Below are 11946 nucleotides of genomic sequence, written 5' to 3'. Positions count from 1 at the left end.
GGCTCGGATCAAGGCTCCAGGTCGATCAGGGCGACGCCGAGTTCGGGATGATGCCTGCGGCGCAGATGGCCAGGCGTCTCCACCAATGTGACCTCGAGCGTCGGCCGCACGATTCCGTCCAGCAGATGACCACCCCTCGTGGTGCCGTCACTCAATCCAAGGACTGCGTGGACGTGCAGGCTGGGCCTGCCGTCGTCGCCGATGGCAACATCGCCGATCGCGCTCAGCACTTCACACTGTTCTCGAACGGGGATCTTCCGGTAGGTTCTTTCTCCAGGGTCGAACCAGCCGACGGTTGCCCTTTCGAAAGCGCCGAGCGCAGTCAGCGACGCGCCGCCGACGCCACGCTCGACCGCAAACGACGTCAGCTGCGCAAACGCCTCTTCGCCGGGATCAAGCACAACCACAAACGTTCTCTGCCCGGCGCTTTCGGCAACAAGTTGTGATTTCATGATTTCGCTCCAGCCGTCAGGAATTCAAACCCACCACACCAGCAATGCCAGAAAGACGAGACCCACCAGGCCGGCGATGAAAATGATCCGGCGCGCCCGCGTCCGCAGGATGATCTCGCCCTGCCGCGCCTGCTCCGCCGAAAAGACAGGACCATTCTTGTCCGGGTCGCTGCTCATCCATCGTCTCTTTCCGGGGCAATTATTCGGCATTGATTGGATCTGGCGCCCGATAGAACACAATTTCGTTTGGCGGATGAGGTTCCACGGCTGGGCGCCGTTTGCATCTATTCCTTTGGCGCGGTGGCGGGCGCGGTATAGCGGCGGCGCACTGCGTCCAGGATGTGGTTGCGGCTCTCCAGCGCCGAAAGTGTGCCGTCTTTCTCCGCCTCCGCGGTCTCGCGCGCCAGTTCCTTGTCCCTGATCTGGTGGCGAAACCATTCGGAATAGTCGCCGGCGCGCAGATGATGTTCCCAGGTCCTGTCGTCGATGCCCTCGGCGATCTGGGCGAAAATCATCAGATTATGGGCGCGGAGATTCATTGCATTGTCGGGACCGCGGAAATAGAAGCTGCCCTTCTCGTCGAGCTGGCCCTCGGCATATTTGCGGCTGTGGCGCTTGAGCGACTGCCGCGGCTCGATTGGCTCGACCATGGCGGGTTTCTTGTGCGCCTGCGGCCGCCAGAACAGCACGCGCTGGTCTTTTGGAGAGCTCAGATCCTTGTCCTTTGGCGGTTCGGTGCCGGTCTCGCGGCAGAACGTCTTGATGACCTTTTTCGCCTTGGGGCCGAGTGCGATGACGGCGGTGACCAGCCGCAATGCCTCGGTTGAGATCGCGTCCGGATGAACCGTGATCAGGATCGTGCCCGGCAATTCCATCGCCAGCACCATTGGAGTATCGTCGCGCCGCTTCGGCAGGAGGTGATGCGCCTCGTCGATGATCAGCCAGTGCGGTCGTGCCGTACGGAAACGAAGACTGCCGAGGCCCGGCAGCAGGTCGGCAAAGAAGTCCGGCCGCTCGTTGACGCGCAGCGCCAGGCCATTCACGACAAGATTGTTGTCAGGCTTCTCCAGGAGATCGAGCAATTGCGTTTTCGTCGGCGCGTTCGAGCCGTCGCCCAGCCGGACTGCGCCTTCGAGGCCATCGTAGTCGCCTTCCGGATCGAAGATGCAGAACTGGAACTTTCTCTCGACGAAGCGCTCCGTCAGTGCGGTCGCCAGGGTCGATTTGCCGATGCCGGAGCTCCCGGCGATCAGCACCGTATCGGTTGGCGACAGATACACCTCCTTGCCGTCCTCCGAGCCAAGCACAATGCCGTCGCGGCTCGGCACAAGCTCGCGATCGCGCTCCACCACCTTGGCGATCAGTTCCTCGACGCCCTTTCCGCGCGCGCCGCGTGTCACGAGATCCGCCGTTTCCTTGACTGCCGGCAGTGCGTTGTCGACGGCGACGCTGAAGCCGCAGGCGCGCAGGAAGGCGTGGTCGTTTTCGGCGTCGCCGACGCCGACGACGTTGTGCGGCGACAATCTGAGGTCCTGAAGCGCGGCTGTCAGGCCGGTCGCCTTGTTGATGCCGCTGGGCAGGATCATCACCGCGCCCTTGTTGAAGATGATTTCCAGCTCCAGCCCCAATTTCTTGATGACCTCGAGCGCGGTAGCCTGATGCGGTTCCCAGGTTGCGACGATCGAGCGTCCGACCGAAAGCGGTTTGACACCGCGTTTCCTGAGTTTGGCGATGAGCTCGGGGGCGGGCGGCGGAGATATCGTCCGCTCCTCCTCGCTGGCCGGCGTGTAGATCAACGCGCCGTTTTCGGCGACGACCTTGTCGAAGATCGCGACTTCGGGAAAGACGCGTTTGAGGTCGGGCAGCTCGCGCCCGGTGACGAGAATGAGTTTGCGGCCGCTCTTCTTGAAGCGTTCAAGCGCCGCAAGCGTCTTCTCGGCAACGATCCCCTCATGCGCCAGCGTGCCGTCATAGTCAGTGGCCAGGGCAATGAAATACATGCCGTCAGTAGCCGCCCACGATCGGCAATATCTCGCCGGAGATATAGCTCGAGCAGTGCGGCGAGGCGAGGAACACGTAGGCCGGCGCGATCTCCTCCGGCTGGGCGGGCCGTTTCATCGGCGTATCGGCGCCAAATTTCGAAACATCGCCGGCTTCCTTGTCCGAGGGGTTGAGCGGCGTCCAAACCGGCCCCGGCGCCACGGCGTTGACCCTTATGCCCTTGTCGACAAGGTTGCCCGAGAGCGCGCGGGTGAAGGCATGAATGCCGCCCTTGGTCATGGAGTAGTCGACCAGTTGCTTCGAGCCCTCGATGCCGGTCACTGAACCGGTATTGATGATTGCCGAACCGGGCTTCATGTGCGGTACCGCTTCCTGCGCCATGTGGAAATAGCCGTAGAGGTTGGTCTTCAGCGTCGTGTCGAAATGCTCCTCGGTCAGCTCGCTGAAATCGCTGGAGTGGATCTGGAAAGCGGCGTTGTTGACCAGCACGTCGATGCGCCCAAACTCCTGCACGATCTCAGCCACCGCGTTGTGGCAGTGGTCGCGTTCGCTGACATCGGCCTTGATCAGGATGCAGCGCCGGCCTTCGGCTTCGACGGCCCTTTTGGTCTCTTCGGCGTCCTTGTCCTCCGAGAGATAGACGATCGCCACATCGGCGCCTTCACGCGCATAGAGCACGGCCACCGCACGGCCGATGCCTGAATCGCCGCCGGTAATGACGGCCACTTTGCCGTCGAGCTTTTTCGATCCGATATAAAATGGCGCATCATAAAGCGGCGCCGGCTCGATCGCCCATTCATGCCCCGGCTTGGGCTGGTGCTGCTCGGGGAAGGGCGGCTCGGGATATTTGCGGGCGCCGGCCTGCATAGCGCCTTTTTGCTTGCCATTGGATTTGGACTTGTCCTTCTCGTCGATACGGCGCTGGATATGCCGCTGCTTGGCGGCCTCGCCGGCGATTTCCGATTTCATCTGCATGGTCATCTCCCTGGCTTGAAACCCAACAACGCATGTCCGGCGAAAAGGTTTATGCCATGGCGTCATTCCTTCAGTCCGGAGCGGATCGTGCGAAGTCTGAGCCACGGCAACCCGCTGCAGTACGAACCCGCTGAAAATGCCCAGGAGATTGCGGCGTCCTCAGCGGCGCATTTGTTCGGCCCGCCCTGAATCACAGATTGTTCTGCAGTGTCGCCCGACCGCTGGCTTCAGCCGTTCTATTCATGTCGCTGCCCTTGCCATTGAGTTGCCTGGCCTCGTCCTCGGCTGCGTCTTCGAGCTTGGCGACGAGCAGATCCTTGAGGTCGCCAACCTCTTCCTCGATGTCTTCGATGGGTACCCCGGCGTTGGCCGCCTCTTGCTTGCATTCCTTGGCGAGGATTTCCGCCTCCTTTTCAAGCCTGATCGGAGGCGGCGGCACATGAACGTTTTCGTGAATCCAGTCCTGCAAGAATTCTATCGCATTAGCACTCATGGTGCTCACCTGTAACGGCAAACTGTAGTGTCATTAACGTACGTGCTGCAAAATGGATGCTTGGCAACGCCGAATTTCAAACAGCGATACTTAACGATAGCGTGATCGCCAAAGAGCTAGAGCTTTGCAGTCAAGCGAAATCATTTGGCGTCGCAGAATGTCGCTAACCAGACATTTGGGGCGGGGTGTAATTTGCAGGCATCCCGCCCTAAGACGCGTTGCGCCGTCGCGCCGGTGTTGCGCGGTTCGGGTCGCCTGACGGCCGAACATCGTCACCTGCGGCAGATCGTGTCGGCCGCTCAGCGACACGGTCGGCGCGCATTTTGCGTTTATGCGCCATCCAGAACGGCAAGAGCTCAGCAAGAAAACTGTATAGCGTGGTCTTCATCGGCATGCTCCGGACAACGGTTACAACTCGTCATCCCGGAGTTCCGTTCCAGCAAAGAGTTGCGTTCCGACAAATCCGTCGCTTCTACAATTGCGATTCGATCGGCAGGCACCCAACCAGCGCTGCAACGATGCGCCGATAGAGACTGGCCTCCGGTTCACGCGAATATTGCCGCATCTCGCCATCCGCCAAGCCGAGCCACCGCAAGGCGCCTTTGTCCAGGACCAGCTGGTAGCTCGTCTGCGGTGACTTTTCGTGCTCGAACAGCCGGCGCAACTCCCTCACCAGATTGGTATCGTGGAAAAGCACCCCCATTTCCGCATTCAACGACACCGAACGCGGATCGAAATTGAAGGAACCGACAAACCCCAGCGTGTCGTCGACCGTAAAGGCCTTGGTATGCAGGCTGGCTCCCTTTGAGCCGAAAACGGAGATGTTGGCCTGGCGGTCGAAGGGCTGCAATTCGAAAAGCTGGATACCTTTTTTAAGCAGCTTGCGGCGGTATTTGGCATAGGCGCCGTGCACGGCGGCGACGTCCGTCGCGGCGAGCGAGTTGGTCAGGATTGCAACCTCGGCGCCACGGTCCACCAGCTTCGACAGGATGGCCAACCCGGTGCGGCTGGGGATGAAATAGGGCGAGACAATTTCGAGGCGCTGCCTGGTCGCCGCGATAGCGGGAAGCAGCTCCTTTGTCAGCCAATTCCTGCGCCTCTTGCCGCGCACCTTTTCCGGCGGATCGGAAATGACGCGAACCCCTTTCGTCCAGCAGACGTCGCTATGCGCCGCAACGAACTCCGTGATCGTGCGCCAGGCACTGAGGCTGTTCAGAAGCTGGCCATCCGTGGTCGCATCGAGATTGTTGAGGAAATCGGCGCGCGAACCCACCGCAGCCGGGTTGAGCAGCTGAATCGGCTTTGCCGCCTCGCAATTCCAGAACGCCTCGAAGATACGCATCGTCTGCCCTACGGCAGGACCGAGAAGCAACAGGTCGAGATCGCGAAAATTCGTCTCCGCAGCGTCGAAATAGGCATCGCCGATGTTTCTTCCTCCGACAATGGCCAGGCCCTCATCGGCGATCCAGGCCTTGTTGTGCATGCGGCGGGTCATCGCAAACAGCCGGGCGACCATCTCCAGCGAGCGAAAGATGCTGCCGTTCCTCATGCCGCTGGGGTTGAACAGCCTCAGCTCGATGTTCTTGTAGCTGTTGAGCGCCAGGTAAGCGGCGTCGCTGTTGCGCGGATTGATATCGTCCAGCAGCATGCGGACGCGGACACCGCGCTCCGCCGCCTTGACGACCTCCTGCATCAGCAGCCGGCCGCTATGGTCGTCGTGCCAGAGATAGTACATCAGGTCGAGGCTGCTTGTGGCACTGCGCGCAGCAAGGATTCGCGCGGCAAACGCGTCATAATTGTCGGCGATCAGCAGCAACCCGCTATTGCCGGCCGCGATCTTGTCCCGGGCAAACCGCGAAATGGCTGTATCCATCAAGTGCACCGGCAAACATCAGCGAAGCAAACGATCTGAAATCTGACTAACAACCCTTCAGGTTCATTCTGGTTGCAGTCGCGGCTGCCGTATCGCGTCCAGGTTCAGTCGGGCCTTGATCGGCAGATGATCGGAAGCGCGCTGCGCCAGCGGCGTCTTGTGCACCTCGATGCTGGAAATCAGGTGGGGCGGCCTGGCCAGGATGCGGTCGAGCGCAAACAGTGGAAAGCGCGACGGAAAGCTCGGCAGAACCGCATCGATCGGACCGAAATGCGGCAGCAAGGCCAGCAGCGAAGACCTGTTGCGGACGCGCCATTCGTTGAGGTCGCCAAGCAGGATTGTCGGCCGCAGAACCGGGTGCGTGGCTTCGACCAGCGCGTTGGCCTGCTGCGAGCGCGACCGCCGCAGCAGGCCAAAATGTGCGGCTATGATCCTGAGCGAGACGCCCTTCAGCTCCAGATCCGCGATGACCGCACCGCGCGGCTCAAGGCCGGGCAGCCGGATCTGGTTCACGCTTTCGACCACGCCGCGGCGCGCCAGGATCAGATTTCCGTGCCAGCCATGGCTGCGGCGGTTTTCCGGGACATGTGTGGGGACGAGGTCGCTGTCCCGCTCGAGCGCTGCGAGATCGAGCAAACCCTGCCTGCTTCCGGTTCTTTCGTCGGCCTCCTGCAAGGCAATGATATCGGCGTCGAGTTCCTTGACCACGGCCGCGACCCGCTCCGGATCGAACCTGCCGTCGGTGCCGACGCATTTATGCACATTGTAGGATGCAACCGTGGTGCACGAAATTTCATTGCCGGGCGCCGTAAACCGCGGCACTTCCCTTCGCAGCGCAGCGCCAAGCGACCTTGGAAGGGTAGGCGATCGATCCAGCATGTGATCCATTTGCTGTTGAGTCGGCGAGTGGCGGCCATTGCGATTATGGCGCGTGCGGAGGTCTGAAACAACGACGACCTTGTAAAACCGTTCCACCGCCGGCGTCGGCGCGCCCGAGTCTGGAACCCTGACGGGCAACAACACGTTTCGGGAGGGCAGCGCAGTCTACGGAGAAGTCGAATGCAGCCCTTAGCCGCAAATTCCGCCCCCCGCTCAGGCCCGCTCAGGATTGTCCCGTTCGATGGAACCGTAACCGTTCGGTTCTCCGACGCCATTATTGCGTCGAGCGCGCGGGCAAAGCTGCTCTACGAAGACGGTCATGATCCTGTCTTCTACATACCCTTCGAGGACATCTATTTCGACCTTCTGGAGAAGACAAACACAACGAGCCACAGCCCGCTGAAGGGCACGGCAAGTTATTGGCGTGTTCATGCGGTCGGCTCGTCGGCAGAAGACTTCATGTGGGCCTACGAGACGCCCGACACCGCGGCACTGGCGATCGCCCGCCACGGTGCGTTTGATCCCGGCCGGGCGCGGATTGAGGCCGATCCCGCGGAGGACAAGCGGCATACGCCGCACGTCACCGAATAGACCCACATCGGCGACAGCCGTCAGCTTTCCGTCAGCTCGCGAACTCTTCTCTGAGAATGCGCAAGCCGGCTTCGTATTTCGCTGTCGAGGCACCGATCTGCCGTGCCTGCCATAGATTGTCGGCGAGATCGGCGCGCTTGACCGGCAACGCCAGCGGGTTGGCCGCAGCCCTGCGAACGAACACGGCATCGTCCTCGTTCGGCCGCCGTGTCAGTGCGTCGACGGCCGATACGATGGACGGCCCGAACCCGGCCGCCTCAAGCCGGTCGCGATTCCAACCGTCGCCTTTTTCGATGACGTCGTGAAGATAGGCGATGGCTTTCTGGTCGAGCGTTTCGACGGCATCGACGACCCGGCGGCAATGTTCGATATAAGGCCGCCCTGTCTTGTCCGTCTGCCCGGCATGAGCCTGTTCGGCGATTTTCGCTGCGCGATAAAGCACGCTCATTGGGTCGATCCCGTAACGAACAGCGCATGTCCTGGCGCACCAACGCGCCATTGTCAGTGCGAGTTCCTACGCGCCGCGGGATCCTGCTGCCTCGCTTGCGAGCTGAATGCCGCGGTGGCGGGCGCGATAATCAGGAGACGCGTTCAAAACTGTCGAGGCTGGTTCCAAAGGCACGCCAGGCGGGGAGTTTCCTGGCTCGGGCCGGCGCGCCTTCCTTTTCCGCCGACAAAGCGGCATCCGCAACGGTGTGCCATAGCATCTCCAGCTTCCCCTCCCTGAGGATGCCGGTATAGCTCACCGCTGCGGCTCCGACACGCCCTTCGGCCGCGCAGGTGAATCCGATGACATCTCCATGGCAGGCTCCGAACAGCGGCACCGTCGTGCCGAAGAAGGCGCTGTCCTCTAGCGCTGTCCTGAAGGTTCCGCTGATCCGTCCGCCCTCTTCGCTGGTCAGTTCGACGACCGACCCGTACTGGTTCCGCCAGGTGCCCAGCCAACTCATCGCTGCTCCTCCTGATTGCTGCCATAGCGATTGCGTTGCCACACGGCCTCCAAGCCGCGGCCGAGATAGCGGCTTTCAATCAGCCGCAATGCCAGCCATCGACATCTGAACGAAGCGCAGCGGCGCTTCCAGCGTCCAGGTGATGCCGTGCCTCTCAAATTCCAGGCGGCCGGTGCCGCTGAGCGCCTGCGGGGTGACGCGTTTGAGCACGACCGTTCCGAAACCGCGTCGCGTGTTTTCATCGACCAATGGTCCGTCCAGTTCCCGCCAGACAAGGCGGAAGCCGTCGCTGCCATCGGCGGCTGGCGTCACGGTCCATTCGACCTCGACCCGCCCGTCAAGGCGCGACAGCGCTCCGTGCTTTACCGAATTGGTGGCCAGCTCGTGAAAGGCAATGCCGAGATATTGCACCGCATTCGGCTGCAGCATGATCATCGGCCCGCTCATCGACAGCCTGTCCTGTGTCGCGAAGGCCTTGGTCTGGGCATGGATTAGTTCGCTGATAGTCGCGCCACGCCATTCGGCATCGACCAGCAGGTCGTGTGATTCCGAAAGTGCCATGATGCGTTCCCGGACTTGGGAAAGGAAAGCCTCTGGCGTACCCGCCAGCTTGCTGGTCTCGCGGATCATCGAGACGATCACCGAATACTGGTTTTTAACGCGATGGTTGACTTCGCGCATGAGTGTGCGGATACGCCGTTCGCTGTCCTTGTGCGGGCTGATGTCGCGCGCGATCTTGGAAGCGCCGACGATACGCCCAATGCCGTCGCGTATCGGCGAGATGGTGAGCGAAACCGGAACCAGGGTGCCGTCCTTGCGCTGCCGGATAGTCTCATATGAAGGAATCCGTTCGCCGGCGCGAATGCGGCTGATGATCATGGCTTCCTCATCCAGGTGGTCGGGCGGGATGAGCATCGTCACCGGGCGACCGATCGCCTCCGCGGGCGTGTAGCCGAACAGGCGTTGTGCCGCGTCGTTCCAGCTGGTAATAATGCCGTTCAGGTCTTTCGACACGATCGCGTCCATCGAGGATTCGACGATGGCAGCGAGCCTTATGTTGGCGTCGTCAGCCAGCGCCTGGGTGCGCAGGTCGAGCAAGGTGTTGATGGCGCCGACGACCTCGCCGTTCGCATCGCGAAGCAGGACCGGATGCGCGCTGAACGGGATGAACTGGCCGTCCGGCCGCTCGGCGATCGCCCGGCCCCCAGGAACGTCCCGCTCCTCCAGCAAGGCAACGGCCATCGGACATTCGTCGTGCGCCATCGGCCGTCCGTCGAGGTGGCGAAGCTTCCATGATCCGCACCAGCGGTCCTGGCCGATAACCGGACGATATCCCCAGAGATCGGCAGCGGCTTCGTTGAAGAACGAGATGTAGCCTTGTCTGTCGGTGGTGTAGACAGCCACAGGCAACGCCTGCATCAGATCGGCGGAGGAAACTTGCGGGATTCCGCCAGTCTTTAGATCAACGACGTCCACCAGTCCCCCGCTCCGCTTGGCTTGCCGACGGATTGCTACGTCATCTAAATGCGCGCGAGCGTTTTCGGTTCCGTTCGATCCGCTTTCGGACATTCAGGCTGATCTGCGTTTCGCGGCCGTTCCCGGACCTTTGTTAGGAGCCTTGCCGCCTTCCTGCGCCAGGCTTCTGCGCAGAATATCGGCGAGGTTGACGACATTCGTCCTCGGCGCAGGTGCCGGCTTGGGCGGTTTCTTGCCCTTGCGCTTGGCTTCGATCATCGCAACCAGCGCCTGTTCATAAGTGTCTTCGAACTTTGACGGGTCGAATTTGGTGGGCTTCTTGTCGATCAGCAATTGCGCGATTTCCAGCATCTCGGGATCGACCTTGCGAGCCTTCAGTCCTTCGAACACCGCGTCCGTTGCGACCACTTCATTGTGGTTGCGTAATTCCGTCATCACCATGCCCTTGCCCAGCGGCTGGATCAGCACCTCTCGGCCTCGCTGGTACAGCACGACGCAGGAGCGGGCTGCCACTTTCTTCCTGGCCATGGCGTCCCGGATCACCGCGAAGGCCTCAGTGGAGGGCGCGTCGGCCGGAACCAGATAATAGGGCTTTTCGAGGTAGCGTGCGTCGATTTCGGCGGTGGGCACAAACTCGCCGATCTCGAGCGTGTGCTGCGATACCATCTTTAGTTTCTTGATTTCGTCCGGCTCTATGCGGATGAATTCGCCCTTCTCGACTTCATAGCCCTTTACCTGGTCGGCAGCCTCCACCGTATCGCCGGTCTCCTCGTCGATATAAGCGCTCTTGACCGGGAGACCGTCCTTGCGGTTCAGGATCCTGAAATGCACTTTCTCGGCCTCGCTGACGGCGCCGATGATCTTGACGCCACAGGAAACCGATCCGACTTTCATAAAGCCCTTCCAGGCAGCTCGCGGCGTCGCCATGTCAATCACTCATTTGCCGAACGGACGGAACGGCTGCGAGCCGAAATCGTTCCGCCGTGGCAGGTTGGTCCATACGCCGGCCCGGACGAGAACATTCGGTTCATTTTCGTCAGGGGAATAGCGGAATGGCCAAACGCAGCGCAGGGTTGCTCATTTATCGCCAAAGCCGAGGTTCACTTCAGGTGCTGCTGGTGCATCCCGGCGGCCCATTCTGGGCGAAGAAGGACGACGGCGCATGGTCGATCCCGAAGGGCCTGGTCGACGAGAACGAGGACGAACTAGCGGCGGCAAAACGCGAAGCCGAAGAGGAGCTCGGGGTCGCCATCGATGGAGTTTTCGAACACCTTGGCAGCTACCGGCAGCCGGGCGGCAAGCTCGTCGTCGCATGGTGCGTCGAAGCGGACTTCGACAGCGACGCCATAAGCAGCAACACCTTCGTCATGGAATGGCCGCCAAGGTCCGGCTCGATGAAGGAATTTGCCGAAGTCGACAGAGCGGGCTGGTTCTCCGTGCCTGAAGCCAACCTCAAGATACTGAAAGGCCAGCGCGCCATGCTGGCGGATTTGGCCGGTCGGCATGGCGACCCATGAAATCGTATCGGCTCAGTACTTCAGGGCGGCGCCTGGCTTGCCTTACGGCGCTATCCCAAGCGAATTTTGAGCGCGCAGCGTGCGTAATGTGATCGAATAGCGGTGCTCGGCGACCGGCGGAATGCTGTGCTCCCATTCGTTGCGCGCAGCACCCGTCATCAAATAGGCTGATCTTGGCTCGACGGTGACCGTCTTGCGATCCCATCGCGTGCCGTTTTTCCGGCGCAGGCGGAAGCTGCAGGCGGCCAGCAGCGAAACGCCGGCGACCACTTCGAAATGAGGCTTGTCGCGATGCCAGCCGATACCGGCGCCCGGCCGGTACTCGTTGATCAGCACCTGCACGAACGTTTCGGCCGGCAGGCGGGCAAAGGCTGCAACTTTGTCCCTGAGCGGCAGCAGAAAGCCGGGTATCGGCGGTGCTTCGACGACTTCGCGCCGGTCGTAGTCGTAACGCAGCCCGAAGCCGACCACCCGCCGGTTTGCCAGATGGCCGTGAAAGTCGAAGGGCTGAAAAGGCAGGCCGTCGAGCTGGCTTGCCAACGCTGCTTCCTCGTCCGGCGTGATCAGTTCGGGCCGGTAGCGGAATCCTTCCGGCAGGTCGTCGGTGGCGGCAAAGAGATCGCCCTGACGGGCTGCAGCCGATGTCTTGAGCGGTGGCATCAACTGTACTTGGTGAAGCCGGCCCGTAGCGGCAAGGCTGCTTCGGCAGCAAGGAACCTCGCTCTCCGTGCAGGGTTAT

Annotated in this window: 14 protein-coding genes; 2 read left to right on the top strand and 12 right to left on the bottom strand. The window is 61.4% G+C overall.

The features are described 5' to 3' along the window. Window positions 1–8: 8 nt before the first annotated feature. From NKI63_RS01820 to NKI63_RS01790, 7 genes are all read right to left on the bottom strand, one after another. Window positions 9–452: a PPC domain-containing DNA-binding protein gene (locus tag NKI63_RS01820; RefSeq protein WP_352507051.1), complete on the bottom strand. Its 444-nt coding sequence runs from the start codon at window positions 450–452 to the stop codon at window positions 9–11. Window positions 453–476: 24 nt separating this feature from the next. Then, window positions 477–629, bottom strand: coding sequence for a peptide ABC transporter permease (locus NKI63_RS01815; RefSeq protein WP_254815765.1), 153 nt, complete (start codon window positions 627–629; stop codon window positions 477–479). Between the two features lie 107 nt (window positions 630–736). Then, the gene (locus tag NKI63_RS01810; protein ID WP_352820315.1) at window positions 737–2452 is read right to left on the bottom strand and encodes an HAD family hydrolase; all 1716 of its coding nucleotides are present in this window, start codon (window positions 2450–2452) and stop codon (window positions 737–739) included. A 4-nt stretch (window positions 2453–2456) separates the two neighbouring features. After that, on the bottom strand, window positions 2457–3428 hold the full coding sequence (locus NKI63_RS01805) for an SDR family oxidoreductase (protein WP_352820314.1): 972 nt from the start codon (window positions 3426–3428) through the stop codon (window positions 2457–2459). A 190-nt stretch (window positions 3429–3618) separates the two neighbouring features. Then, window positions 3619–3921 (bottom strand): hypothetical protein, encoded by a 303-nt coding sequence (locus NKI63_RS01800; protein ID WP_352507049.1) that lies wholly within the window; start codon window positions 3919–3921, stop codon window positions 3619–3621. 472 nt (window positions 3922–4393) lie between these two features. After that, window positions 4394–5794: a phospholipase D family protein gene (locus NKI63_RS01795; protein ID WP_352820313.1), complete on the bottom strand. Its 1401-nt coding sequence runs from the start codon at window positions 5792–5794 to the stop codon at window positions 4394–4396. Window positions 5795–5857: 63 nt separating this feature from the next. Beyond that, window positions 5858–6673, bottom strand: coding sequence for an endonuclease/exonuclease/phosphatase family protein (locus NKI63_RS01790; protein ID WP_302893445.1), 816 nt, complete (start codon window positions 6671–6673; stop codon window positions 5858–5860). A gap of 180 nt (window positions 6674–6853) precedes the next feature. Between NKI63_RS01790 and NKI63_RS01785 the strand changes: the two genes are divergently transcribed. Then, on the top strand, window positions 6854–7264 hold the full coding sequence (locus NKI63_RS01785; protein ID WP_352820311.1) for a DUF427 domain-containing protein: 411 nt from the start codon (window positions 6854–6856) through the stop codon (window positions 7262–7264). Between the two features lie 31 nt (window positions 7265–7295). On the opposite strand, the gene NKI63_RS01780 is transcribed toward NKI63_RS01785, so the two are convergent. The 4 genes from NKI63_RS01780 to ku form a co-directional block, all read right to left on the bottom strand. After that, window positions 7296–7712 carry an HD domain-containing protein gene (locus NKI63_RS01780; protein ID WP_254815772.1) on the bottom strand — a complete coding sequence of 139 codons (417 nt, stop codon included), beginning with the start codon at window positions 7710–7712 and terminating at the stop codon, window positions 7296–7298. A 130-nt stretch (window positions 7713–7842) separates the two neighbouring features. Continuing rightward, window positions 7843–8214: an avidin/streptavidin family protein gene (locus NKI63_RS01775; RefSeq protein ID WP_352820309.1), complete on the bottom strand. Its 372-nt coding sequence runs from the start codon at window positions 8212–8214 to the stop codon at window positions 7843–7845. A gap of 75 nt (window positions 8215–8289) precedes the next feature. Beyond that, the gene (locus NKI63_RS01770; protein ID WP_352820307.1) at window positions 8290–9690 is read right to left on the bottom strand and encodes a PAS domain-containing HWE histidine kinase family protein; all 1401 of its coding nucleotides are present in this window, start codon (window positions 9688–9690) and stop codon (window positions 8290–8292) included. A 93-nt stretch (window positions 9691–9783) separates the two neighbouring features. Then, the gene (ku, locus tag NKI63_RS01765) at window positions 9784–10617 is read right to left on the bottom strand and encodes a non-homologous end joining protein Ku (RefSeq protein ID WP_352820306.1); all 834 of its coding nucleotides are present in this window, start codon (window positions 10615–10617) and stop codon (window positions 9784–9786) included. Between the two features lie 125 nt (window positions 10618–10742). Between ku and NKI63_RS01760 the strand changes: the two genes are divergently transcribed. Beyond that, window positions 10743–11207, top strand: a complete 465-nt coding sequence (locus NKI63_RS01760; RefSeq protein ID WP_352820304.1) for an NUDIX hydrolase — start codon at window positions 10743–10745, stop codon at window positions 11205–11207. A 42-nt stretch (window positions 11208–11249) separates the two neighbouring features. Here NKI63_RS01760 and NKI63_RS01755 read toward each other — a convergent pair whose 3' ends face one another. Further along, window positions 11250–11867, bottom strand: a complete 618-nt coding sequence (locus tag NKI63_RS01755) for an alpha-ketoglutarate-dependent dioxygenase AlkB (protein ID WP_352800983.1) — start codon at window positions 11865–11867, stop codon at window positions 11250–11252. Between the last annotated feature and the right edge of the window lie 79 nt (window positions 11868–11946).

Source organism: Mesorhizobium sp. M0410, from assembly GCF_040321435.1.
Classification (GTDB): domain Bacteria; phylum Pseudomonadota; class Alphaproteobacteria; order Rhizobiales; family Rhizobiaceae; genus Mesorhizobium.
This window is presented reverse-complemented; position numbering and strand designations above follow the sequence as displayed.

Bases quoted from the DNA above. Each gene is read 5' to 3' on its own strand.
- NKI63_RS01805 (WP_352820314.1), bottom strand. From the start codon at position 3,428: ATGCAGATGAAATCGGAAATCGCCGGCGAGGCCGCCAAGCAGCGGCAT.
- NKI63_RS01755 (WP_352800983.1), bottom strand. From the start codon at position 11,867: ATGCCACCGCTCAAGACATCGGCTGCAGCCCGTCAGGGCGATCTCTTT.
- ku (WP_352820306.1), bottom strand. From the start codon at position 10,617: ATGGCGACGCCGCGAGCTGCCTGGAAGGGCTTTATGAAAGTCGGATCG.
- NKI63_RS01785 (WP_352820311.1), top strand. From the start codon at position 6,854: ATGCAGCCCTTAGCCGCAAATTCCGCCCCCCGCTCAGGCCCGCTCAGG.
- NKI63_RS01800 (WP_352507049.1), bottom strand. From the start codon at position 3,921: ATGAGTGCTAATGCGATAGAATTCTTGCAGGACTGGATTCACGAAAAC.
- NKI63_RS01775 (WP_352820309.1), bottom strand. From the start codon at position 8,214: ATGAGTTGGCTGGGCACCTGGCGGAACCAGTACGGGTCGGTCGTCGAA.
- NKI63_RS01790 (WP_302893445.1), bottom strand. From the start codon at position 6,673: ATGCTGGATCGATCGCCTACCCTTCCAAGGTCGCTTGGCGCTGCGCTG.
- NKI63_RS01820 (WP_352507051.1), bottom strand. From the start codon at position 452: ATGAAATCACAACTTGTTGCCGAAAGCGCCGGGCAGAGAACGTTTGTG.
- NKI63_RS01795 (WP_352820313.1), bottom strand. From the start codon at position 5,794: ATGGATACAGCCATTTCGCGGTTTGCCCGGGACAAGATCGCGGCCGGC.
- NKI63_RS01780 (WP_254815772.1), bottom strand. From the start codon at position 7,712: ATGAGCGTGCTTTATCGCGCAGCGAAAATCGCCGAACAGGCTCATGCC.
- NKI63_RS01815 (WP_254815765.1), bottom strand. From the start codon at position 629: ATGAGCAGCGACCCGGACAAGAATGGTCCTGTCTTTTCGGCGGAGCAG.
- NKI63_RS01810 (WP_352820315.1), bottom strand. From the start codon at position 2,452: ATGTATTTCATTGCCCTGGCCACTGACTATGACGGCACGCTGGCGCAT.
- NKI63_RS01760 (WP_352820304.1), top strand. From the start codon at position 10,743: ATGGCCAAACGCAGCGCAGGGTTGCTCATTTATCGCCAAAGCCGAGGT.